The 21,233-nt window shown below is 65.0% G+C and carries 21 protein-coding genes; 10 read left to right on the top strand and 11 right to left on the bottom strand.

Translation table 11 applies throughout. From position 1 onward, the window contains the following. Nucleotides 1-69 precede the first annotated feature (69 nt). Genes AAG813_RS17640 through AAG813_RS17655 form a run of 4 tightly spaced genes read left to right on the top strand, consistent with a single transcriptional unit; the run spans nt 70 to nt 3,464 of the window. A complete protein-coding gene (locus tag AAG813_RS17640; RefSeq protein ID WP_341917144.1) occupies nt 70-1,374 on the top strand; it encodes an AMP-binding protein in 1,305 nt (434 codons plus the stop codon). Next, nucleotides 1,361-2,026: an iron-containing redox enzyme family protein gene (locus AAG813_RS17645; protein WP_341917146.1), complete on the top strand. Its 666-nt coding sequence runs from the start codon at nt 1,361-1,363 to the stop codon at nt 2,024-2,026. The genes AAG813_RS17640 and AAG813_RS17645 overlap by 14 nt, the downstream gene beginning before the upstream one ends. Next, entirely contained in the window at nt 2,017-2,811 is a 795-nt protein-coding gene (locus AAG813_RS17650) for an SDR family oxidoreductase (RefSeq protein WP_341917148.1), read from the top strand. Before AAG813_RS17645 ends, AAG813_RS17650 begins: the two co-directional genes overlap by 10 nt. Before the next feature lie 11 nt (nt 2,812-2,822). Beyond that, nucleotides 2,823-3,464: a hypothetical protein gene (locus AAG813_RS17655; protein ID WP_341917150.1), complete on the top strand. Its 642-nt coding sequence runs from the start codon at nt 2,823-2,825 to the stop codon at nt 3,462-3,464. Between the two features lie 169 nt (nt 3,465-3,633). On the opposite strand, the gene AAG813_RS17660 is transcribed toward AAG813_RS17655, so the two are convergent. Together AAG813_RS17660 and AAG813_RS17665 are read right to left on the bottom strand one after the other, a co-directional pair. Continuing rightward, nucleotides 3,634-4,290, bottom strand: a complete 657-nt coding sequence (locus tag AAG813_RS17660) for a DUF6064 family protein (RefSeq protein ID WP_341917152.1) — start codon at nt 4,288-4,290, stop codon at nt 3,634-3,636. Between the two features lie 215 nt (nt 4,291-4,505). Next, nucleotides 4,506-4,769: a hypothetical protein gene (locus AAG813_RS17665; protein ID WP_341917154.1), complete on the bottom strand. Its 264-nt coding sequence runs from the start codon at nt 4,767-4,769 to the stop codon at nt 4,506-4,508. 475 nt (nt 4,770-5,244) lie between these two features. Between AAG813_RS17665 and mgtA the strand changes: the two genes are divergently transcribed. Further along, entirely contained in the window at nt 5,245-7,836 is a 2,592-nt protein-coding gene (gene mgtA / locus AAG813_RS17670) for a magnesium-translocating P-type ATPase (RefSeq protein ID WP_341917156.1), read from the top strand. A gap of 63 nt (nt 7,837-7,899) precedes the next feature. Here mgtA and AAG813_RS17675 read toward each other — a convergent pair whose 3' ends face one another. The 3 genes from AAG813_RS17675 to AAG813_RS17685 are packed head-to-tail and all read right to left on the bottom strand — an operon-like array spanning nt 7,900 to nt 10,541. After that, nucleotides 7,900-8,859 carry a tripartite tricarboxylate transporter substrate binding protein gene (locus tag AAG813_RS17675; RefSeq protein ID WP_341917159.1) on the bottom strand — a complete coding sequence of 320 codons (960 nt, stop codon included), beginning with the start codon at nt 8,857-8,859 and terminating at the stop codon, nt 7,900-7,902. A gap of 39 nt (nt 8,860-8,898) precedes the next feature. Further along, entirely contained in the window at nt 8,899-9,201 is a 303-nt protein-coding gene (locus tag AAG813_RS17680; RefSeq protein WP_300537269.1) for a hypothetical protein, read from the bottom strand. 2 nt (nt 9,202-9,203) lie between these two features. After that, nucleotides 9,204-10,541, bottom strand: a complete 1,338-nt coding sequence (locus AAG813_RS17685; protein ID WP_341917162.1) for an acyclic terpene utilization AtuA family protein — start codon at nt 10,539-10,541, stop codon at nt 9,204-9,206. A gap of 193 nt (nt 10,542-10,734) precedes the next feature. Here AAG813_RS17685 and AAG813_RS17690 point away from each other — a divergent pair, with 193 nt between their 5' ends. Further along, entirely contained in the window at nt 10,735-11,685 is a 951-nt protein-coding gene (locus AAG813_RS17690; RefSeq protein ID WP_341917164.1) for a LysR family transcriptional regulator, read from the top strand. A 311-nt stretch (nt 11,686-11,996) separates the two neighbouring features. On the opposite strand, the gene AAG813_RS17695 is transcribed toward AAG813_RS17690, so the two are convergent. The 4 genes from AAG813_RS17695 to AAG813_RS17710 form a co-directional block, all read right to left on the bottom strand. Then, nucleotides 11,997-12,749: an amino acid ABC transporter ATP-binding protein gene (locus AAG813_RS17695; RefSeq protein WP_341917166.1), complete on the bottom strand. Its 753-nt coding sequence runs from the start codon at nt 12,747-12,749 to the stop codon at nt 11,997-11,999. Nucleotides 12,750-12,752: 3 nt separating this feature from the next. Beyond that, nucleotides 12,753-13,397, bottom strand: a complete 645-nt coding sequence (locus tag AAG813_RS17700; RefSeq protein ID WP_341917168.1) for an amino acid ABC transporter permease — start codon at nt 13,395-13,397, stop codon at nt 12,753-12,755. 12 nt (nt 13,398-13,409) lie between these two features. Next, the gene (locus AAG813_RS17705) at nt 13,410-14,072 is read right to left on the bottom strand and encodes an amino acid ABC transporter permease (protein WP_341917170.1); all 663 of its coding nucleotides are present in this window, start codon (nt 14,070-14,072) and stop codon (nt 13,410-13,412) included. A gap of 144 nt (nt 14,073-14,216) precedes the next feature. Further along, nucleotides 14,217-15,014, bottom strand: coding sequence for a transporter substrate-binding domain-containing protein (locus AAG813_RS17710; protein WP_341917172.1), 798 nt, complete (start codon nt 15,012-15,014; stop codon nt 14,217-14,219). Nucleotides 15,015-15,223: 209 nt separating this feature from the next. Between AAG813_RS17710 and AAG813_RS17715 the strand changes: the two genes are divergently transcribed. From AAG813_RS17715 to AAG813_RS17730, 4 genes are read left to right on the top strand one after another with little or no spacing between them, the layout of a single operon-like run. After that, nucleotides 15,224-16,081: a MurR/RpiR family transcriptional regulator gene (locus AAG813_RS17715; protein WP_341917174.1), complete on the top strand. Its 858-nt coding sequence runs from the start codon at nt 15,224-15,226 to the stop codon at nt 16,079-16,081. Between the two features lie 23 nt (nt 16,082-16,104). After that, a complete protein-coding gene (locus AAG813_RS17720) occupies nt 16,105-17,337 on the top strand; it encodes a diaminopropionate ammonia-lyase (protein ID WP_341917176.1) in 1,233 nt (410 codons plus the stop codon). Then, nucleotides 17,334-18,569 (top strand): Zn-dependent hydrolase, encoded by a 1,236-nt coding sequence (locus tag AAG813_RS17725; protein ID WP_341917178.1) that lies wholly within the window; start codon nt 17,334-17,336, stop codon nt 18,567-18,569. Before AAG813_RS17720 ends, AAG813_RS17725 begins: the two co-directional genes overlap by 4 nt. Nucleotides 18,570-18,594: 25 nt before the next feature. Next, nucleotides 18,595-19,557 (top strand): N-carbamoyl-D-amino-acid hydrolase, encoded by a 963-nt coding sequence (locus tag AAG813_RS17730; protein ID WP_341917180.1) that lies wholly within the window; start codon nt 18,595-18,597, stop codon nt 19,555-19,557. A gap of 418 nt (nt 19,558-19,975) precedes the next feature. Here AAG813_RS17730 and AAG813_RS17735 read toward each other — a convergent pair whose 3' ends face one another. Next, nucleotides 19,976-20,479, bottom strand: coding sequence for an N-acetyltransferase (locus AAG813_RS17735; RefSeq protein ID WP_341917182.1), 504 nt, complete (start codon nt 20,477-20,479; stop codon nt 19,976-19,978). A 121-nt stretch (nt 20,480-20,600) separates the two neighbouring features. Beyond that, nucleotides 20,601-20,984, bottom strand: a complete 384-nt coding sequence (locus tag AAG813_RS17740) for a RidA family protein (protein WP_304866855.1) — start codon at nt 20,982-20,984, stop codon at nt 20,601-20,603. Nucleotides 20,985-21,233: the final 249 nt, after the last annotated feature.

Raw genomic sequence — 21,233 nt, forward strand, 5'->3', positions numbered from 1 at the left:
CGCCGAAAAACCACCTCGGCCTAAAATAACAGCGCGCAACATCGCACCACCTGTGCCGCCGCGTTCACCTTGCCCGGAATTGCCGTTCACAGCACCGGAATCTGTGTTCACGATGCCGGAATCACCGTTCACGTTCAGCGGAATACGCAGCTGGAACAGACCGGCACCGACGTGTTGCTGACCGACCAGCCCGATAGAATCCTGGCGCTGAACCTCGGCTTTGCCGCCGGCGCGCCATGGAACGGCCTGGTCTGGATGCAGCGGCCGTGCCCGGCCGTCGCGCTGCCCGCCGGAACCGCCAAGATCTCCTTCACCTCCGGCAGCACCGGCACGCCCAAAGGCGCCTGCCTCAGCGCCGCCGGGTTGATGGCCACCGCCGAGGGCGTGGCTGCACGGCTGGGCGACCTGCCGATAACGCAGCACATGGCGGTGTTGCCGCTGGCGCTGCTGCTGGAAAACACCGCCGGCATTTACGCGCCCCTGCTGCGCGGTGCCGAGGTTCACCTGCCCGCCCTGCAAACCCTGGGCTGGCGCGGCATGGCCGGCTTCGACGCGGCGGCGCTGCAGCAGGCCGTTGTGGCCCACCGTCCGCACAGCCTGATCCTGGTGCCCGAACTGCTCAAGGCCTGGACCCTGTTTCTGATGATCAGCGGCCAGCGCGCCCCGGCCGATCTGGCGTTTGTCGCCGTCGGCGGCGCCCGCGTGGACCCGGCCCTGATGGAGCGCGCCCGCGCCTTGGGCATTCCGGCCTACCAGGGTTACGGCCTGACAGAATGCGGCTCGGTCGTCTGCATCAACCGCCCCGGCGATGACGGCCCCGGCGTCGGTCGCCCGCTGCCGCATGTGCGCCTGCGCATAGTGGACCAGGAAGTGCGCATTGCGAGCCCGGCTTTTCTCGGCTATGTCGGTGACACCGCATTCAGTCAGTCAACCGCTGCGGAAGACTTCGCGACCGGCGACCTCGGCGAGCTTGATGCCCATGGCCACCTGCTGCTGTCGGGCCGGCGCAAGAACCTGCTCATCACCTCCTTCGGCCGCAACATCTCGCCGGAATGGGTGGAGTCGGTGTTGCTGGCCCAGCCGGCCATAGCCCAGGCGGCGGTGATGGGTGATGCCCGCCCCTGGCTCAGCGCCGTGCTGGTCGCCAGCCCCGGCGCCACGCCGGCCCAGCTGGATGCTGCCGTCGCGCAGGCCAACAGCACCTTGCCCGACTACGCCCGCGTGGGCGGCTGGATCGCCGGCGCTCCCTTCACGCTGCACAACGGACAAGCCACCGGCAACGGCCGGCCGCTGCGCAGCGCCATCGCCTCCCACCATGACGCCGCCCTGGCGGCGCTTTACGAAAAAAAGGATGCTTCCCATGTCGTTTTATGAGCAACTCACCGCCTCGACCCAACAAGAGCGCGACCAGCTGCTGACCGTTCCCATCATTGCCGACTGCCTGCAGGGCCGCGTCAAGCTGCCGGACTACCACGCCTTTCTCGGCCAGGCCTACCACCATGTGCGCCACACCACCCCGCTGCTGATGTCCCTGGGCGGACGCCTGCCCGAGCGGCTGGCCTGGCTGCGCCCGGCGGTGGCCGAGTACATCGCCGAAGAAATCGGCCATGAACAGTGGATCCTGGACGACATCCGCGCGGCCGGCGGCGACGCCGATGCCGTCCGTGACAGCCGCCCCCAGCTGCCCGCCGAACTGATGGTGGCCTATGCCTACGACCTGGTGAACCGGGGCAACCCCGCGGGCTTTTTCGGCATGGTGTTTGTGCTCGAAGGCACCAGCGTCGCGCTGGCCCTGATGGCCGCCGACCGCATCCAGCAGGGGCTGAAGCTGCCGGACGCGGCCTTTTCCTATCTTCGTTCGCACGGCACGCTGGACCAGGAACACACCCAACACCTGGCTGAACTGCTGGAACAGATGGAACCAGCAGACCAGCAGGACGTCGTGCGTTACGCCCGCGTGTTTTACCGCCTGTACGGCGACATCTTCCGCGCGCTGTCACACCCCGAGGCCGTGCCATGCAACTGAACCTGGCGCGCATTCTGCTGACCGGCGCCAGTGGCGGCCTGGGCCAGGACCTCGCGCGCGCGCTGGCTGGTGCCGGCGCCGCCGTGCTGCTGGCCGGCCGCGATGCGGTGCGGCTGGCCGCCCTCCAGGCCGAGCTGGGCGCCAGTGCCGACAGTGTGGTCGCCGACCTCACCACGGCGCAAGGTATCGCGGCAGCAAACGCCGCCGCGCGCGCCTTCGGTGTCAATGTGCTGATCAACAATGCCGGCGTCGGCGCTTTTGGTTTGTTCGACCAGCAGGCTTGGCCCACCGTCGAACAGGTGCTGGCTACCAACCTCGAAGCACCGCTGCGCCTGACCCAGGCCCTGCTGCCGTGGCTGAAGACGCGGCCAACCGCCGCTGTCGTCAACGTCGGGTCCATGTTCGGCAGCCTGCCCTATCCCGGCTTTGCAGCGTATTCCGCCGCCAAGGCGGGCCTGCGCGGCTTTTCGCAGGCGCTGCGCCGCGAACTGGCCGACACCCCGGTGGCGGTCATCCATATCGCACCGCGCGTGATCGATACGCCGCTCAATACCGAAGCCGTCAACCAGCTCAACCGCGCACTCAAGAACAACAGCGACAGCAGCCAGGCCGTCGCGCGGCAGATTGTCGCGGCCCTGCGCCACGGCAAGGGTGAACACCATTTCGGTTTTCCGGAACGCCTGTTTGCCTGGCTCAACGGTTTCGCTCCCGCACTGATAGACCGCGGCCTGGCCGGCCAGCTGGCCATCATCAAGCAACACGCCCCCGCTTCTGAACAGCACTGAAAGGATTTTTCATGCACCCCGTTTTACGTTCCCTCCTCGCCCTTCCTCTCCTGCTTTCCTTTGCCGGCTTAACCGCCGCGGCCACCCCGGAAGAACTGATACGCCCGATCCAGGACCAGTGGGCCGAGATCAAGTACCGCCAGCCTGAAAAACAGCAGGCCGAGCTGTACCACGCGCTCGCGCAGCAGGTGCACAAGATCGTGGAAGCCAACCCCGCCAGCGCCGAGGCGCTGACCTGGGAAGGCATCGTGGTCTCCAGCGAAGCCGGTGCCAAGGGCGGCCTGGGCGCGCTGTCGCTGGCCAAGGAGGCCAAGCTGCGTTTCGAGGAAGCGCTGAAGATCAACGACAAGGCGCTCGCCGGCTCCGCCTACACCAGCCTGGCCACGCTGTACGCCCAGGTGCCGGGCTGGCCGGTCGGTTTCGGCAACAAGGACAAGGCTGAAGAGTTGTTCAAGAAGTCGCTGGCCATCAACCCGACCGGCATCGACGCGAACTTCTTCTACGGCGAGTACCTGCTCGGCCGCGACCGCCATGCCGAAGCCCGCACCCACCTGGAAGCCGCACTGAAGGCCCCGCCGCGTCCGGGCCGTGAACTGGCCGACAGCGGCCGCCGGCAGGAAATTCAGGCGTTGCTGGCAAAATTGAACAAGTAAATTCGCTCTGCTTTTGATAGCTGCTGGCGCCCGTGGCGCAAGGGCTGGATGACTTTTTTATCTCAAAAGATGCATGACTGCACTGGGCGTCACACCGGACGGTGGGGCGAGCGCGGTTGGCGGCCTGCGCCGGTACGCGTCTGCTGGCGCGAGGGGATAGCCCTCAGATTCACGCGCTGGTGGACGAGGCCTTACCGACGCGAGCAGGCCAGATAAACAGCCCCACCGCCACGACACCGGCCACGAGCAGGCCGAGGTCGGGTTTGACATCCAGGAGGAAGGCGGCCTGACTGCCCACCAGGGACCAAAGAATGGGCACAGCGAGGACTGCGCGCAGGCGCGCGCCCGACGCGAGCGCGAGCACACCGATCGTGAAGATGGTGGTGGGGCACGGCAGGCCAAAGGTGGGAAGCTCCGGATACCCATGCCCTGCCAGCGTGGGCCAGACGGGATAAACGACGAGTGCGAAGGCGAGCAGGGCTATCCCGAGACCCGTACGAAAGCTCCTGTCAAAAGCAAACTCGAAGCGGCGGCAGATCACGCCGTGCCAGGCGAGCAGAAGAGCTCCGACGATGGACAGCGCGCCGAACCCGTAGGCCACAGGATTGATGCGCGCAAAGAACGCCAGGTGGTAGGCGGCGCCAAGCCAAACCCAGAGCAAAGCCAGAATGGCTGACACGGCCGCGCCGGACCAGGGACGCCGAAGCGCAATGAAGACGATGGCCAGCATCGCAAGCAGGACAAGAAAAAACTGCGCCGGCCAGACGGTGCTGTTGTAGAGACGGAAGACGCCAAAGAACTGCTCATTGGTGAAGGGCAGCTGCATGGGGGCTCCTGAGGGTTAACAAGTCAAACGGACTTTCGCGTACCAAGCGAGCCGCGCCCGTCAGGGCTGCGCTCGACGGCAACAAAGCGCCACAAGGGAAAGGTCAAACGCTTCATCAACTCACTTGAGAGGGAAAATCAGGAGAACTCATTAACAAAGCTTAACGTTTAACTCCGGACGAAGCAGCAGGCGTCGGCGCTGGGCCGCCAATGGGCTCAGCCAAAATAAACGAGCAATGCGAACGCAAGTGCGACATAGAAAAAGACACCTGCGAAGAGCATGCCGTTAGCCGTCACCACTCGACGGCCTTCCCGCAAAAACGAGAGGGCGCCTGCAGGGCCGTAGATGCGACCCTCATTCTCGGCGAGCTTTTCTCCTCGCCAACGCCCCAAGGAAGCGGACCAGACCGCCGCCCGACCCGTTTGAATGAGCACGACCTCAAAGACGATCCAGGCAGCGAATGCAAGAAAATCTTCCACGATGTCTAGCCTTGCAATGTTCCGCAACACCGCGGAATCTCACGACGACCGGCACTGCAAAGTAGCTGGAGCATGTCGAATCCTCCCTGTTTTTCAGGAGCTTACCCCAGCGACCGGCGCAAGTGAACAGGCGTGACGAAACAACAACGCCGGTGATGTCGTCTCGACGCTTCGGGGCACATCCACGGCCCGATGTGCGCAAGCTCACGCACCGCCCAGCCCCGTACAAGCTATCTCTTCGATAGCTGCCGGCGCCCGTGGAACAAGGGTGGGAAGGCTATTTCGCTTTGAAATTTACAGCCACCTCCAGGTAGCGAATGCACGGCCCGGCGGTCCAAAGCAAACTTGCGCAAGACGGCAGACCAGGATCCGGCACGGCACACTGTCTGGCGGAACCTTGCGCCAGCGCATGGGCAAGCCCGGGCTTTTCCGTCATGCTGGCAGGTTGCGCGACAACGCATTCAGGGTGACGCCCGTGTATTTCCTTTCCCGCCTGTTCCAGAAAAAACCGGCGACCGGTGCCGGTGCACCGGCACTTGCCGAGGCCTACTGGAGTCTGCCGACGGAACAACTCATGGGCCAACTCGGCGCCAGCGCCAACGGGTTGTCACGCCGCGAAGCCGGCGCTCGGCTGAAAGGCGAGCGGCCGCACGCGCTCAAGGCGCTGAAAAAGGCCAGCGCGCTCGGGCTGCTGGCGAACCAGTTCAAAAGCCCGCTGGTGCTGATCCTGATCGTGGCCTCCGTCATCTCCCTGCTTGCCGCGGAGTGGATGGATGCGGGCATGGTGCTGGTGGTGGTCCTCGGCAGCACCCTGCTTGGCTTCGCCCAGGAATACATTGCCGGCAATGCGATCGAGAAGCTGCGTTCCCGCATCACCATCCATTCGCTGGTCCTGCGCGACGGGCAAGCCAAAAACCTGCCGTCGTCCCGCGTGGTGCGCGGTGACATCGTGCTGCTGAACGCCGGCAGCCTGATCCCGGCCGATGGCGTGGTGCTGGAGGCGAAGGACTTCTTCATCAACCAGGCGGTGCTCACCGGCGAAACCTTTCCGGTCGAGAAAAAGCCCGGCCTTGTCGCCGGCAACACCAGCCTGGCCGAACGCAGCAATTGCGTGTTCATGGGCACCAGTGTCAGCAGCGGCACGGCGCGCGTGCTGATCGCGCAGACCGGCCAGGCCACGGTGTTCGGCCAGATCGCGGGCAAGCTCGCCCTGCGCCCGCCCATGACCGAGTTCGAGCGCGGCATCCAGCGTTTCGGCTACCTGCTCACGCGCATCATGCTGGTGATGGTGGTGGCGGTACTGGCCATCAATATTTTCATGGACAGGCCGGCTGTCTCCTCCCTGCTGTTCGCCCTGGCGCTGGCGGTGGGCCTGACGCCCGAGCTGCTGCCGGCCATTGTCAGCATCACGCTGTCGCACGGCGCCAAGCGCATGGCCAGGCTGGGCGTGATCGTGCGCCGGCTCAATTCGATCGAGAACCTGGGCAGCATGGATGTGCTGTGCACCGACAAGACCGGCACCCTGACGGCGGGCGTGGTGGCGCTCGACGGCGCGGTCGATAGCGCCGGCCAGCCGAGCACGGCGGTGCTGCGGCTGGCCGGCATCAATGCGCAGTTCCAGTCCGGGCTGGTCAACCCCCTCGACGACGCCGTGCTGGCCGCCGCACACCAGGCTGGCGTTGACTTCCGGGCGCTGCAGAAGGTGGACGAAATCCCCTATGACTTCGTGCGCAAGTGCCTGTCGGTGGTGGCGGCCGCCGCCAGCGGTGCGCGCACGCTGATCACCAAGGGCGCGCTCGACAAGGTCCTCGCCATGTGCACGAGTGCGGGTGTTGAAGGCGCACCGCTCGACGCCGCCATGCGCGCGCGCATTGATGCGCTTTACGAGGCCTGGAGTACGCAGGGCTACCGCGTGCTCGGCGTTGCCTCGCGCCAGGTGCCGGCGCGCAGCGGGCCCTATGGCCGTGAAGAGGAACAGGGACTGTGCTTTGCCGGCTTCCTGCTGTTCATGGACCCGCCCAAGGCCGACGCGCGGCAGACCCTGCTGGACCTGGCACAGCGTGGCGTGCAGCTCAAGATCATCACCGGCGACAACCGCAAGGTGGCGCGGCACATCGCCGAAGCGGTCGGGCTGCCTGCGGTGAGCACCCTGAGCGGCCACGAACTCCAGGACATGGGCGACGAAGCCCTGATGCATGCGGTCCGCGCCACCACGGTGTTCGCCGAGGTGGACCCGAACCAGAAGGAGCGCATCATCCTGGCCCTGCAGAAAACCGGCCATGTGGTCGGTTACATGGGCGACGGCATCAACGACGCTCTGGCGCTGCACGCGGCCGACGTCGGCATCTCGGTGGACACGGCGGTGGATGTGGCCAAGGACGCCGCGGATTTCATATTGTTGCGCAAGGACCTCGGCATCCTGCGCCTGGGCATCGACGAGGGCCGCCGGACCTTCGCCAACACGCTCAAGTACATCCTGACCACCATCAGCGCCAATTTCGGCAACATGGCCAGCATGGCCGTGGCGTCGCTGTTCCTGCCCTTCCTGCCGCTGCTGGCCTCGCAGATCCTGCTCAACAACTTCCTGTCCGACATTCCCGGCGCGGCGATTGCCAGCGACCGGGTCGATCCCGAATGGGTGGCCAGGCCACGCCGCTGGGACACGCTGTTCATCCGCAATTACATGGTGCGTTTCGGGCTGATCAGCTCGGCCTTCGACCTGCTGACCTTTGCCATCCTGCTCTGGGTGTTCAAGTCGGCGCCCGAAGAGTTCCGGACCGGCTGGTTTCTGGAGTCGCTGCTGACCGAGCTGGTGATCGCGCTGGTGGTGCGCACCCGCCGCCCGTTCTACCGCAGCCGGCCCGGCAATCTGCTGCTGGGCAGCACCTTGGCCGTGATCGCCCTTGCACTGGTGCTGCCCTACCTGCCCTTGAGCGCCGTCTTCGGCTTCGTGCCGCTGCCGGCCCCGCTGGTGCTGGCCCTGATCGGGCTGACGCTGGCCTACGTCTTCGTCGTCGAAGTGGCCAAGAAGTCGTTTTATGCGCGCAGCGAAAACGCGGACAGGTAGCGCCACACAGACGCGGAACGGCCGAAAAAAACCGGTCGTCCCGCAGGCGGCGCTGACAGGTGGTTATTGCGGCTCGATCTTCGCGTCGCGGATCGCCTTGGCCCACTTGGCCGTTTCAAGCTTGCTGCGCTGGGCCAGGGCTTCCGGCGTGCCGGGCTCGACCAGGAAGCCGATGGGTGCAAATTTTTCCTGCAAGTCCTTGCTTTGCGCCGCGGCATTGATGGCCTGGTTCAGCTTGGCAACGATCTCGGGCGGCGTGCCGGCCGGCGCAAACATGGCGAAGTAGGCAATCAGCTCATAGTCCTTGAGGCCCAGCGCTTCGTTGACCGTCGGCAGTTCCGGCACCGCGGGCGAGCGCTTGGTCGACGTGACCGCGAGGCCGCGAACCTTGCCGCCCTTGACCTGCGGCAGCATGACGGCAAAGTCGGCGGTGAACATCATCACCTGGCCGCCGATGAGGTCGGTCATGGCTGCCGGGCCGCTTTTGTAGGGCACGTTGGTCATCTGGATGCCGGCCATGCCGGCCATCATTTCAGACGACACCAGCTGCGAGGTGCTGGCGCTGGCAAAAGTGACATGACCCGGCTTGGCCTTGGCAAGGTCCACAAATTCGCGCAGGTTTTTGGCCGGCACGTCGTTGTTGACGGCCACGATCAGCGGCACCGAACCCATGTAGCCCAGCGGCGCAAAGGCCGTGTCCTGGTCGTAGGGGAGCTTTTTCATCAGGCTCTTGAGCGCAGCGTTGGTGCTGTTGGTTCCGATCAGGATGGTGTAGCCGTCCGGCGCCGCCTTGGCGACCGCATCGGCGCCCAGCATGCCGTTGACCCCGGCCTTGTTCTCGACCACGATGGTCTGCCCCAGCGTTTCCGACATCTTGGCAGCGAAAGCGCGCCCGATCTGGTCGGTGGCGCTGCCCGCGGCAAAGGGCACGATGGCCTTGATCGGCTTGTTCGGATAGGCCTGGCCGAACGCGGCCAGCGAAAAGGTGGCCGCAGCCGCGAAAAGAATCGACTTGCACTTCATGTTGATGTCTCCTGTTTAAAAATTGTGGAATACGCTAGCTTATTCGATGACCATGCCCAGAATGGCGGAGCTCAGGCATTTGCCATGGGCGTCCAGCGCCAGGGACCGGGTCACCCCCCCGCCCAGCGCGTCGTGCAGCACGAAGTTCAGGGCGCCCAGATGCGGCACCACGTAACGCTCGACCTCGCCCTTGACGGTATCAGCGTAATACGCGCGCACCCGTTCCGCGGTGAGGGCGCGCTCGATCGCCGGGAAGTCCTTGAGGTCGTAGGCGATGACGGAAATGATGGACCGGTTACCCTTGTCGCCGGTACGGGTGTGGGCAATGTCGCGCAATAACATTTTCAAAGCTCCATCATGGTGATTGAGGTCTGAACCAGGTCACGCGGCACCAGGGTGGACGCCGCGGCGATCACCTCGCGGACCGACTTGGTGACACCGCCGCCACCGGCCGGCCCATTGAGGTACATGGCCTCGACCTCGTTGGCCACCCGCTCCGCCTCTTTCAGGGTGGCCACACGCCAGGCCACACGGGCCCGGACTTCATACGGCGCGTAGCCGGCGGACAGGGCCTCGCCATGCATGGCGTTGACCCCGATGAGTTCATAACGGCTGTCGAGCGCCTCGATGTCCGAGGCCTCCAGCCGCTGCTTCAGCACGTCCAGCGCCAGCCGGCCGCGCGCCTCGGCGCCCAGGCCGGCGTAGGAAATCTGCCCTTCCCCGATGAAGCCGTCGCGGTAACCCACGGTCACCTTCAGCGTTGGCGGGCGCTGGTGGCCGTTGGCCCCTTCGATGCGCACGCGGTCAGGGCCTACCTGGGTCAGCGTCACCTTCGAAAAGTCCGCCACCACATCGGGCTGCAGGTAGCGGGCGGGGTTTTCAATTTCGTACAGCAGCTGCGCCGTGCAGGTGGCGGCGGTGACGCAGCCGCCCGAACCGGCCACCTTGGTGAGGACGGCGCTTCCGTCGGCCGACACTTCCGCCAGCGGAAAACCCAGCCTGGCCAGGTCGGGCACGTCGCGGTAGCCGGGGTCGGCAAAATACCCGCCGGTGACCTGGCCGGCACATTCCAGCAGATGGCCCACCACCGTGCCCTGGCCCATCTTCTGCCAGTCCGACATGGACCAGTCGAACTCGTGGATGAGCGGCGCCACAAACAGGGCCGGGTCGGCGACCCGCCCGGTGATGACCACGTCCGCGCCCAGCCGCAGCGCCCGCACCAGCGCCTCGGCGCCCAGGTAGGCATTCGCCGACAACACGGCATTGCCCAGGGACTGCAGCGGGGCACCGCTTTCGAGCAGGGTCAGCTCCTGGTCCTGGATGCCGGGCCACACGTCGTCGCCCTGCACCACCGCCACCTTCAGGCGGTCCAACCCGAGCTCGCGCGCGATGCGGATCACTTCCTCGCCCGCCGCCTGCGGGTTGGCAGCGCCCATGTTGGTGATGATCTTCACGCCGCGGCCGGCGCAGGCCAGCAGCACCGCCTCCATGCGGTCGCGCAGCAAGGGGTCGAAGCCCAGGCGCGCGTCCTTGCTGCGCTCGAGCTGGGCCAGGGCAATGGTGCGCTCGGCGAGGCACTCGAACACCAGGTAGTCGAGGTCGCCCTTTTCCGCCAGCTCCACGGCGGGGGGGATGCGGTCGCCCGAGTAGCCGGCGCCGGCACCGATGCGGATGGTTTTCATGAAGAGGCTTTCACAGGGAACGCGATGTTGAAGCAGGGTGTGACGGGTCACGCCAGACGGACTATGGGGCAAGCCGGGCCGCCTGTGAATTCGAAATTCCCGATGAGACTCAAAGGAAAACCGGATCAATCGGAATCCATCGCGGCCCGTCGGGTCTGCGGGCCCGCAGCGTCCTTGGGTATCATCCGCACAGATGAACCTGTCCACACGTCAACTGCGTGCTTTCCTGGCACTGGCTGACCTGCGCAGCTTCACACGCGCCGCAGAGCAGATGCATCTGTCCCAGCCTGCCTTCAGTTCCCTGATCCGCTCGCTGGAAGACACGCTGGCCGCCAGGCTGTTTGACCGCGACACCCGCAAGGTCGACCTGACCGCAGCCGGCCGGCGCTTTGAACGCGCCGCACGCGAGGTGGTGTCGCACTTCGACGATGTCATGGGGAGCGTCTGCCGCGACCTCAGCATCGTGGACCGCGTGGCGGTGGCCGGCATCCCCTCGCTGTGCGCGCGTTTCCTGCCGGTGGTGGTGGCCGACTACCGGCGCAAACACCCGGCCATCGATATCGAGGTGGTCGATGCCCTGCCCCAGCCCTGTGTGGACCTGGTGCGGGAAGGCAAGGTGGACCTGGCCCTGTCCACCATCGACGCGAAAGACGCCGACATCCACAAGGAACTGCTGTGCCTGGACCGCTTCTATGTCGTCTGCAGAAAAGACCACGTGCTCGCCGGCAAGGCGGCCATTAAGATTGAAAAGCTGGTTCAGTTCCCGTTCATCCACTTCACGACGACCACACGCCTGCGCCACCAGATCGACGCGGCCCTGCGGCCGCACAAACCCAACACGGTGATGGAGGTCGAACGGCTGGAGGCGGTGCGCGGCCTGGTGGAAAGCGGGGTCGGCATCAGCCTGGTGCCCAGCCTGACGCTGTCGCACTTCAGCAGCAGCCAGCTCGCCATCAAGCCGCTGGCCGCGCCCGGCATCGTGCGCGAGGTATTTCTGCTGCGGGCACAAGGGCGCACGCCCTCCGCCGCAGCCGATGCCCTGGCCGAACCGATCCGGCAGCAAATGCAGTCGCTGCTGCAGCCCGGCAGCCTCGAACTTGATTATGAAAAACTGGCCGCCCTGGTGCCGGACCTGAAGGGCTAGGCCCGTTGCCTCTTTCTTGAGCAAGCCCGGCATCACCAGCACTGGCGCGGCATTCGCGAGTTGTTCAGGCTCTTATCCACAGCCTAGGCAACAGGGCGTGGGGGTAACTTGAGGGGGATCGCCGGGTGCGGGCTTGCACCTCCAGCCTGCGCTACTGGCCAGATCGACCCAGCCAGAACGCTCCTTTTTTAGTAGCGGCTTGCGCTTACGGTATAACGTCTAGAGGCCCTTTTGTTATAAAAACCAGCGCCCGATGCTGTGTTTCGAACAACACCAGCCCCTCCAACCGGGACTTTCCGCAATCAGTCGTGCTAGACCGCCAGAAACTGCCGCAGCTCGGGCGTCTGGGGGCGGTTGAAAATTTCGTCCGGCGTACCCGCCTCGTGAATCAGCCCCTGGTGCATGAACACCACGCGGTCGCTCACCTTACGGGCAAAGGCCATTTCGTGGGTGACCAGGATCAGCGTCATGCCCTCGTTGGCCAGCATCTCCACCACCTGCAGCACTTCGCCGACCAGTTCCGGGTCGAGGGCGGAGGTGATCTCGTCGCACAGCAGCACCGTGGGGTCCATGGCCAGCGCACGGGCAATGGCCACGCGCTGCTGCTGTCCGCCCGAGAGTTGATCGGGCATGCGGTCAAACAGGCTGCCCAGTCCCACGCGCTCCAGTAGCGCCTGGGCACGCGTGCGCGCTTCTTCCTTCGGCAGGCCCTTGACCAGCGTCGGCGCCAGCATCACGTTGCGCCCGGCGCTCAGGTGGGGGAACAGGTTGAAGCTCTGGAAAATCATGCCGACCTGCTGGCGCAGCTCGCGCATGGCGTTGGTATCGCCGTGCTGCAGGGCCTGGCCATCCACGGCCAGGCTGCCGCGCTCGAAGGTTTCCAGCCCGTTGATACAGCGCAGCAACGTGCTCTTGCCCGAGCCGCTCTTGCCGATGATGCAGACCACTTCCTTGCGTGCGACCTGCAGGTCAATGCCCTTGAGCACTTCGGTGGGGCCAAAACTTTTGTGCAGGCCACGGATGTCGACCAGCGCGAACGGGGGGATGGGTGATGGTTGGGTCATAAATCAGGCCAGACGGCGGTTTTCCAGCCGCTGGCTCCACCACGACAGCGGGTAGCACAGGGCAAAGTACAAAAGGCCCACAAAGGTGTAGGCCAGGAAGGGCTGGTAGGTGGCGTTGGAGATCATCTGGCCGGCCTTGGTCAGCTCGACAAAACCGATGACCGAGGCCAGCGCCGTGCCCTTGATGATCTGCACCAGAAAACCCACCGTGGGCGCAATCGCCACGCGCAGCGCCTGCGGCAGGATCACGTGGCGCATCTGCTGCGTGAAGCTCAGCGCCAGGGTGGTGGAGGCTTCCCACTGGCCTTTCGGGATGGCGTTGACACAACCGCGCCAGATTTCGGTCAGGTAGGCGCTTGCATACAGGGTCAGGCAAATCGCCGCGGACACCAGCGGCGAGGTGTCCATGCCCAGCAGGGCCAGGCCAAAGTACACCAGGAACAGCTGCATCAGCAGCGGCGTGCCCTGGAAAATCTGCACATACCAGGCCACCGCCGTGGCCGCGCCGCGCACCCTGGCAAACCGCAGCAGGAGCAGGCCCAAACCCACCAGCCCGCCACCAACGAAGGCGATCAGCGAGAGCGCCACCGTCCAGCGCACGGCGCCGAGCAGAAAGCTGAAGATGTCCCAGAGAGAAAACTGAACCATGGTGCGAGCCCGTTAACGGCTGGAGAAGATGAAGCGCGGCCCCACCCAGTACAGCAACTGCCGCACGCCAATCGCCAGCAGCAGATAAACCACGGTGACGATGATGTAAGCCTCGAAACTGCGGAAGGTGCGGCTGGAAATGAGGTTGGCCGCCTGCGAGAGTTCTTCCGCCGAGATCTGCCCGCAGACCGCCGACCCCAGCATCACGATGATGATCTGGCTCACCAGCGCCGGCCAGATGCGCGCCAGGGCCGGCGGCAGCACCACGCGTGAAAAAATCTGCCAGGGCGTCAGCGCCAGGCTCATGGCGGCTTCGAGCTGCCCTTTGGGCGTGGTCTGCAGGCCGGCACGCACGATCTCGCACGAATAGGCGCCCAGGTTGAGCACCATGGCCAGCACACACGCCACCTCGACCGACAGCCGCAAGCCCAGCGAAGGCAGGCCGAAAAAAATGAAGAACAGCTGGATGATGAAGGGCGTGTTGCGCATCAGCTCCACATAAGCCCCCACCCCCCGTTTCAGCAACGCGCCGCCATGCAGCCGCGCCCAGGCACACGCCGTGCCCACCACGACACCGAGCACTGCCGAAATAGCGGTGAGTACCACCGTCAGGCCCAGCCCACGCAGCAGCATGGGCCACTGGGCCAGCACGGTGAGAAAGTTGAATTCAATCATGATGAGTCAGGAATGCTGCCGAAGTGATGCCCCCGCTCCGTTCGGGCTGAGCTTGTCGAAGCCTGTCCTGAGCTTGACGAAGGGCCCTTCGACAAGCTCAGGGCGAACGGATGTTGGATGAGGGTTTTGAAGCGCTCAACAGCCTTAATCAGGCAACACGCCGGTGCCGCGGCCCAGCCATTTTTGCGAGTACTGCTCCAGCGTGCCGTCGGCCTTGGCGGCGCGCAGGATCTCGTTGACCTTGTTCAGCAGCGCGGTTTCACCCTTGCGCACGCCGATGAAGTTGGGCGAGTCTTTCAGCAGCAGCTTGTATTCGGCCTGCACCTGGGGGTTCTTCTGCACGGCAGCCGCGGCCACGGCGGCGCCAGTGGCCAGCAACTGGGTTTGCTGCGAGATGAAGGCGGCCACGGTGGTGGAATCGTCCTCGAAGCGCTGGATCTTCAAGGTGGGCGGAGCCACCTTTTGCAGCATATCGTCCTGGATGGTGCCGCGGGTCACGGCAATGCTCTTGCCGGCCAGGTCGTCAAAACTCTTGATGCTCAGCGCCTTGGGGCCAAACACGGCCTGGAAGAACGGGGCGTAGGCCACGGTGAAGTCGATCACTTTCTCGCGCTCGGGGTTCTTGCCCAGGGCGGAGACGATCAGGTCAATCTTCTTGGTCTGCAGATAGGGAATGCGGTTGGGGGTGCTGACCGGCACAAACTCGGCTTTCACGCCCAGCTTGTCGGCGATCAGTTGCGCGGTGGCCACGTCCACGCCGGTGAGTTTGAAGTCCGGGCCCATGTAACCATAAGGCGGAAAGTCGGAGGCGACGCCCAGGGCAATCGACTTCTTGGCCAACACGGACGAAAGTGATTCATCGGCCGCGTGGGCCGGGCTGGCCACGGTCAGGACGACGCTGGCAACCAGGCCAGCCAGGGTAGAGAGGGCTTTGAATTTCATGGAAGGGTTCCTGTAAAGGTGATGGGGAGACATCTCCTCTTCCGCAAAATGTGTGCCACCTGTTTCGCATGGCATTGCCCTTGCAAACAGATGACGGACAATATGAAATATGTGTTTCTTGACTACAAATCCATGAAAAATATGTTTCATAGTGGTGCGCATGCTCTCTTTTGGGCGCACCCGCACCAAAACCTCTCAGCCGCCCTGCCATGACCAAGTCCAAAATCATCACCCTGCGCGAACGGATTCAGGTTCAGTACGCTGCTTTGTCCCTGGTGGACCGCAAGCTGGCCGACGTGGTGCTGGCCCGTGAAAAAGACCTGCTGGCCTACAGCGCCACCGAGCTGGCGGCGCTGGCCGGCGTCTCCAAAGCCAGCACGGCGCGTTTTTTCAAACGCCTGGGCTTTGCCGACTTCCAGACCTTCCGGCAGCACCAGCGCAACGGCACACCCCAGCCCTCGCCGCTGTACCGCATGGCGCAGCAGGGCACCAGCGCCAGCCCGCTGCAACACCACCTGGCGCAAGACGTGCAGCAGTTGCAGGCCCTGGCCGACAGCGTGACCGACCAGGGCGTGCAGCAGGCAGCCAGGCTGCTGGCCGGCGCGCGCCGCGTCTGGGTGGTGGGTTACCGCAACGGCTACATGGCAGCGTCGTATGCGCGGGCGCTGCTGTCGCAGATGCGCGCCGAGGTCCACTTGCTCAACGAGGGCGCCGGTGAAGAGGCTGAACTGCTGGCGGAAATCCAGCCCCACGACGTGCTGCTGGCCATGGACTTTCGCCGCCGCACCCGCCGCCTGTCGCAGGTGGTGGGCATTGCCTGTGATGCCGGCGCCGCGCTGGTGCTGGTCAGCGATGCCCGCGTGTCGGCGCTGGCGGCGCGGGCGCAGGCCCTGTTCATCTGCCCGCCGCAGGACGAGCCGATTTTTGACTCCTATGTCAGCGCCATCAGCCTCATCAATTACCTGGCCACCGCCACGCTGGCCCAGTTGCCCAAAAAAGCCCGCATCCGCATGGCCGCCATCGAGCAAGTCCATGCGCAACTGGCCGACCTCGAACCTCCTCTCTGATCCTCTCTGAACCCTCCCATCTCATGAACGCCTTCACCCAACACCCTTTCACGCTGCTGCCCAATCCCCGCTTTGCCACCGGCGAGCCCTATGGCGCGCACCGCAGCACGCTGCTCAGCGCACCGGCACTGGAGCAAGCCAGTGCCGTCATCACCGCATGGGACGGTTATGCGCAAACACCGCTGCGTTCGCTTTCCGGGCTCGCCCACGCCGCAGGTGTGGCCAGCATCCACTACAAGGACGAAGGTTCGCGTTTCGGTCTGGGCAGCTTCAAGGCGCTGGGCGGGGCCTATGCCGTGGCGCGCCTGCTGTGCCGCGAACTGGGCCAGCGCCTGGGCCGCAGTGTCAGCCACGCGCAGTTGCAGAGCGAGCCCGCGTTGCGCCAGGCCTGTGCCGACATCACCGTCACCTGCGCCACCGACGGCAACCACGGCCGCTCGGTCGCCTGGGGCGCGCAGATGCTGGGCTGCCGCTGTGTCATCTACATTCACGCCACCGTCAGCGAGGGGCGCAAAGCAGCGATTGCCCGCTACGGCGCGCAGGTGGTGCGCACCAGCGGCAATTACGACGACGCGGTGCAGCAGGCCGACCGCGATGCCAGAGCCAATGGCTGGTTTGTGATCTCGGACACCTCTTACCCCGGCTACATGGACATTCCGCGTGACGTGATGCAGGGCTACCAGCTCATGGTGCACGAGGCCGTCAGCGCCCTGCCGCAATGGCCCACACACGTCTTCGTGCAGGCGGGCGTGGGGGGTTTTGCGGCGGCCGTGTGTGCGTATTTCTGGGAGCGCGACAGCGCGCATCGCCCGGTGTTTGTGGTGGTGGAACCCGAACGTGCCGACTGCCTGCTGCAAAGCGCGCGTGCCGGCGCCGTGGTCGCGGTCAAGGGTGATCTGGACACCTTGATGGCTGGCCTGGCCTGTGGCGAAGTCTCCCTGCTGGCCTGGGACTTTCTGGCCACCGGCGCCAATGCGTTTTGCACCATCCCCGATGCTGCCGCAGTTGATGTCATGCGCCTGCTGGCCAGCCCGCAGACGGGTGACCCGGTCATCGTCGCTGGCGAGTCCGCCGTGGCGGGCCTGGCTGCGGCCCTGCTCGCCGCGCAAGACCCCGCTACCCGCGCGTCGCTGGGCCTGGGGCCGGACAGCCGCGTGCTGCTGTTCGGCAGCGAGAGCGATACCGACCCGGCCCTGTACCAGCAACTGGTAGGCCGTAGCGCCGCCCAGGTGCTGCAGGACGGAGCGACCGCATGAGCGCCCCACAGATCAACGGCCCGCGCCTGCTGGAAAGCCTGCAGGCGCTGGGGCAGATCGGCGCGCTGCCCGGTGGCGGCGTCAACCGCCTGGCCTTGAGCGATGCCGACCGCGCGGGCCGCGACTGGACGGCGGCGCGCATGCGCGCGCTGGGCATGCGCGTGGAGATGGATGCCATTGGTAACATCGTCGGCACCTTCCCCGGCACCGAGGATGGCCCCCCGGTGATGATGGGTTCGCACATCGACACGGTGCGCACCGGTGGTTTGTACGACGGCAACTACGGCGTGCTGGCCGGTCTGGAAGTGGTGGCCACGCTGCGCGAGGCGGGACTGCCAACCCGCCGCCCGCTGGCCGTGGCCGTGTTCACCAACGAGGAAGGCGCGCGCTTCCAGCCCGACATGATGGGCAGCCTTGTCTACGTCGGCGGCCAGCCGCTGCAGGAGGCGCTGGCCACTTGCGATGCCGACGGTATGTCGGTGCAGGCCGAGCTGCAGCGCATCGGTTACCAGGGCACGGCCCCGGTGGGCGCGCCCGTGGTGGACAGCTTTGTGGAGCTGCACATTGAGCAAGGGCCGGTGCTGGAGCAGATGGGCGTGCAGATCGGCGTGGTCGAAGGCGTGCAAGGCATCTCGTGGACCGAGTTCACGGTGGAAGGCCAGTCCAACCACGCCGGCACCACGCCCATGGCGCTGCGCCACGACGCGGCGCTGGTGGCCGCACAAGTGGCAGTATTTGTGCGCGAGCTCAGCGCACGCATGGGCGGCCGCCAGCTGGCCACCGTCGGCGCCCTGCGGCTCAGCCCGAACCTGGTCAACGTCATCGCGCAGAAAGCCGTGTTCACTGTGGACCTGCGAAACACCGACAGCGCCGCGCTGGCGCAGGCCGAGGCGGACCTGCACGCCTATGTACAGCAAGCAGCCCAGGCAGAAGGCGTGCGCACCAGCTCGCGCGCACTGGCCCGTTTTGAGCCGGTGGACTTTGACCCCGGGGTGGTGGCCCTGGTGGAGCAACACGCGCAAGCCCTGGGCTGCAGCCACCAGCGCATGCCCAGCGGTGCCGGACACGACGCGCAAATGCTGGCCCGTGTCTGCCCCAGCGCCATGATTTTTGTGCCCAGCGTAGGCGGCCTGAGCCACAACGTGCGCGAACACACCGAACCCGCTGACCTGCAGCGCGGCGCACAGCTGCTGCTGCAGGTGGTTCTGGCGCTGGCCAATCGCCCTTCCTAACTTCTGCCCCTCTACCTTTACTTTTATGCCCCGCTATCTCAACGTCGCCCTCGGCCAGCTCGGCCCCATTCAACGCGCCGACTCCCGCACCCAGGTGGTGGCCCGCCTGTGTGAGCTCATGCGCCAGGCCCACGCCGTGGGCGCTCAGCTCATCGTTTTTCCCGAACTGGCGCTGACCACCTTCTTTCCGCGCTGGTACATCGAAGATGAAGCCGAGATCAACAGCTTCTTCGAGCAGTCCATGCCCAACGCCGCCACGCAGCCGCTGTTCGACCTGTCGCGCGAACTCGGCGTCGGCTTTTACCTGGGTTATGCCGAGCTGGCGCAAGAGGCGACCGGCGCGGTGCGCTACAACACCTCCATCCTGGTGGACCGCACCGGCAACATCGTGGCCACGTACCGCAAGGTGCACCTGCCCGGCCACAAGGAACACGAGCCGTGGCGGCGCTTCCAGCACCTGGAAAAGCGCTACTTCACCCCCGGCCCCGGCTGGGGCGTGACGCAGGCCTTCGGCGGCGTTTTGGGCATGGCCCTGTGCAACGACAGGCGCTGGGCCGAGACCTACCGCGTGATGGGCCTGCAAGGCGTGGAGATGGTGCTGATCGGCTACAACACCCCGGTGCACAACGCGCCCGCGCCGGCGCATGACGACCTGTCGCTGTTCCAGAACCAGCTGTCCATGCAGGCCGGCGCCTACCAGAACGGCACCTGGGTGGTGGGCGTGGCCAAGGCCGGGCTGGAAGAAGGCGTGGACAGCATAGGCGGCAGTTGCATCGTCGCCCCGTCCGGCGAGGTGGTGGCGCGCTGCCTGACCAAGGACGACGAAATGGCCATCGCCCGCTGCGACCTGGATTTTTGCGCCGTCTACAAACGCACCACCTTCAACTTCGATCTGCACCGCCAGCCTCACGCCTACGGCCTGATCGTCGAGCGCAAGGGCGAGACGCTCGCCGCGGACGGCTCACCACTGCAGCTGCCTGTTTCTTGAGCATGCCCGGCATCGCCAGCGCTGGCGCGGCATTCGCGGGTTGTTCAGGGCCTTATCCACAGCCTAGGCAACAGGGTGTGGGGGTAACTTTTGGGGGTGATCGCCGGGTGTGGGCCGTACCTCATCCCTGCTTGAGCGGCCAGGTTGAATCTGCTGAACTGCTCTTGTTTTGATAGCTGTTTGTGCTTACTGCATAAGGGCTGGAGACTGGTTTCTCATGCAGAAGAGCTTCCAATGCTGAGCGTAGAGCGACATGGAAGCGTGGTGTCGGCCTCTTGCTGGAAGCGGCCATTCGGAGGAGTAGCCCGATTGACCGCTATGGGCCCATAGCAGTCTCACGGTTGCGTGAAAAGCAGACATTCAACGTCTGAGCTGAGCCGCGAGCGCCATGCCGGCGCGAGTCGGCTCCAGCGAAGGGTTAGGCGTCTTGGAATGCCGCGTGGAACTTGACGGTTCCCGATGCGCCACCCAAGTAGCCTGGTTGAAGCTCCAGGACCATGAAGGCCTCAGGCGGTGCGTCGTATTCCGAGACGATGCCGAAGCGAACCGATGGCTGGAAGCCGAAGCGGGGGTAGTAGCTCGGGTGTCCGAGCACGACAACTGCGCCAACGCCGAGCGCGCGGCAGCGCTTCAGACCGGCACGGACCAAGGCAGAGCCCACGCCCTTGCGCTGATGCGCCGGCAAGACGGCCATCGGGGCCAACCCCATGAGGCTCAGCTCTGCGTGCCCCTCGAGGGAAACGGGGCTGAACATGATGTGGCCGACGACCTCTTCGCCGTCCTGGGCGACCAAGGAGACAAGTGGGCGTGCTTGCTGACGCAGCGCGTCAACGAGATTGGATTCCGCTGCAGTCTCGAAGGCTGCCAGATTCACAGACCTGACGGCTTGCTGATCCTGCGATTCTTCTGCTCGGACGATCACAGAGGGTCCCTAGACGCCTAACGTTTGAGCTCAGGCGCCTGCGTAGGCTGGCGAAGCCAGCCGTAGCTGGTCGGCTGGAGCGAAGGGTTAGGCGTCACGCTGTGTCTCGCCAACGGAGGCTCTATGCCTTGAGCACTGTGGCATGCACTTCGACCAACTGCCCCGCATAGCCTAGGCCTGCGACGCCCAACAAAGTGGCTGGAGGAACCTGTCCACCGAAGGAGTCCGCGACAGTTTTCCATGCCGCTGAGAGATTGGCTTGTCCCCCGACAACGTAGACGACAAGTTGCCGGACATCAGAAGTTGAGAAACCATGAATCGCCAACAGTGCGTTCAGGTTGCTCAAGCACTGGAGAGCTTGAGCATGGGGGTCGTCCAAGCCCACAACACGCCCTTGGGAGTCATGGGGCACCTGACCAGCTACAAAGAGCTGGTTGCCTACGCGCTCGGCATACTGATACTGGGCGGTAGCCGGCAGCCCGGCGGCACGTTCGGCTTCGTTCATGGGGGTGACACCTAACGTAATGTAGACCGCAAAGTACTGCGGTATAACGTGGCAACTTTAGTCACAAAAACTGGCATTGACGCCTATCCCAATTGAATAGTTTGCTCTATTGAAAATAGCGAGAAACCCCGCAGCATCGTAGCTTTCGCGCCACGGGGCGTCAACCCGAAAACTGGGGTGAGCGGCAGCTCTGTGGGGAATTCGTGAATGGCCGGTTGTGGCCGACAGCGGTCTCATATGGGCTACGGC

It is taken from the genome of Polaromonas sp. YR568 (genome assembly GCF_943371715.1).
Lineage (GTDB): Bacteria > Pseudomonadota > Gammaproteobacteria > Burkholderiales > Burkholderiaceae_C > Polaromonas.

Bases quoted from the DNA above. Each gene is read 5' to 3' on its own strand.
- AAG813_RS17730 (WP_341917180.1), top strand. From the start codon at position 18,595: ATGCCCCGCTATCTCAACGTCGCCCTCGGCCAGCTCGGCCCCATTCAA.
- AAG813_RS17700 (WP_341917168.1), bottom strand. From the start codon at position 13,397: ATGGTTCAGTTTTCTCTCTGGGACATCTTCAGCTTTCTGCTCGGCGCC.
- AAG813_RS17645 (WP_341917146.1), top strand. From the start codon at position 1,361: ATGTCGTTTTATGAGCAACTCACCGCCTCGACCCAACAAGAGCGCGAC.
- AAG813_RS17675 (WP_341917159.1), bottom strand. From the start codon at position 8,859: ATGAAGTGCAAGTCGATTCTTTTCGCGGCTGCGGCCACCTTTTCGCTG.
- AAG813_RS17715 (WP_341917174.1), top strand. From the start codon at position 15,224: ATGACCAAGTCCAAAATCATCACCCTGCGCGAACGGATTCAGGTTCAG.
- AAG813_RS17710 (WP_341917172.1), bottom strand. From the start codon at position 15,014: ATGAAATTCAAAGCCCTCTCTACCCTGGCTGGCCTGGTTGCCAGCGTC.
- AAG813_RS17655 (WP_341917150.1), top strand. From the start codon at position 2,823: ATGCACCCCGTTTTACGTTCCCTCCTCGCCCTTCCTCTCCTGCTTTCC.
- AAG813_RS17695 (WP_341917166.1), bottom strand. From the start codon at position 12,749: ATGACCCAACCATCACCCATCCCCCCGTTCGCGCTGGTCGACATCCGT.
- AAG813_RS17650 (WP_341917148.1), top strand. From the start codon at position 2,017: ATGCAACTGAACCTGGCGCGCATTCTGCTGACCGGCGCCAGTGGCGGC.
- AAG813_RS17660 (WP_341917152.1), bottom strand. From the start codon at position 4,290: ATGCAGCTGCCCTTCACCAATGAGCAGTTCTTTGGCGTCTTCCGTCTC.
- AAG813_RS17740 (WP_304866855.1), bottom strand. From the start codon at position 20,984: ATGAACGAAGCCGAACGTGCCGCCGGGCTGCCGGCTACCGCCCAGTAT.
- AAG813_RS17680 (WP_300537269.1), bottom strand. From the start codon at position 9,201: ATGTTATTGCGCGACATTGCCCACACCCGTACCGGCGACAAGGGTAAC.
- AAG813_RS17705 (WP_341917170.1), bottom strand. From the start codon at position 14,072: ATGATTGAATTCAACTTTCTCACCGTGCTGGCCCAGTGGCCCATGCTG.
- AAG813_RS17725 (WP_341917178.1), top strand. From the start codon at position 17,334: ATGAGCGCCCCACAGATCAACGGCCCGCGCCTGCTGGAAAGCCTGCAG.
- AAG813_RS17690 (WP_341917164.1), top strand. From the start codon at position 10,735: ATGAACCTGTCCACACGTCAACTGCGTGCTTTCCTGGCACTGGCTGAC.
- AAG813_RS17685 (WP_341917162.1), bottom strand. From the start codon at position 10,541: ATGAAAACCATCCGCATCGGTGCCGGCGCCGGCTACTCGGGCGACCGC.
- AAG813_RS17720 (WP_341917176.1), top strand. From the start codon at position 16,105: ATGAACGCCTTCACCCAACACCCTTTCACGCTGCTGCCCAATCCCCGC.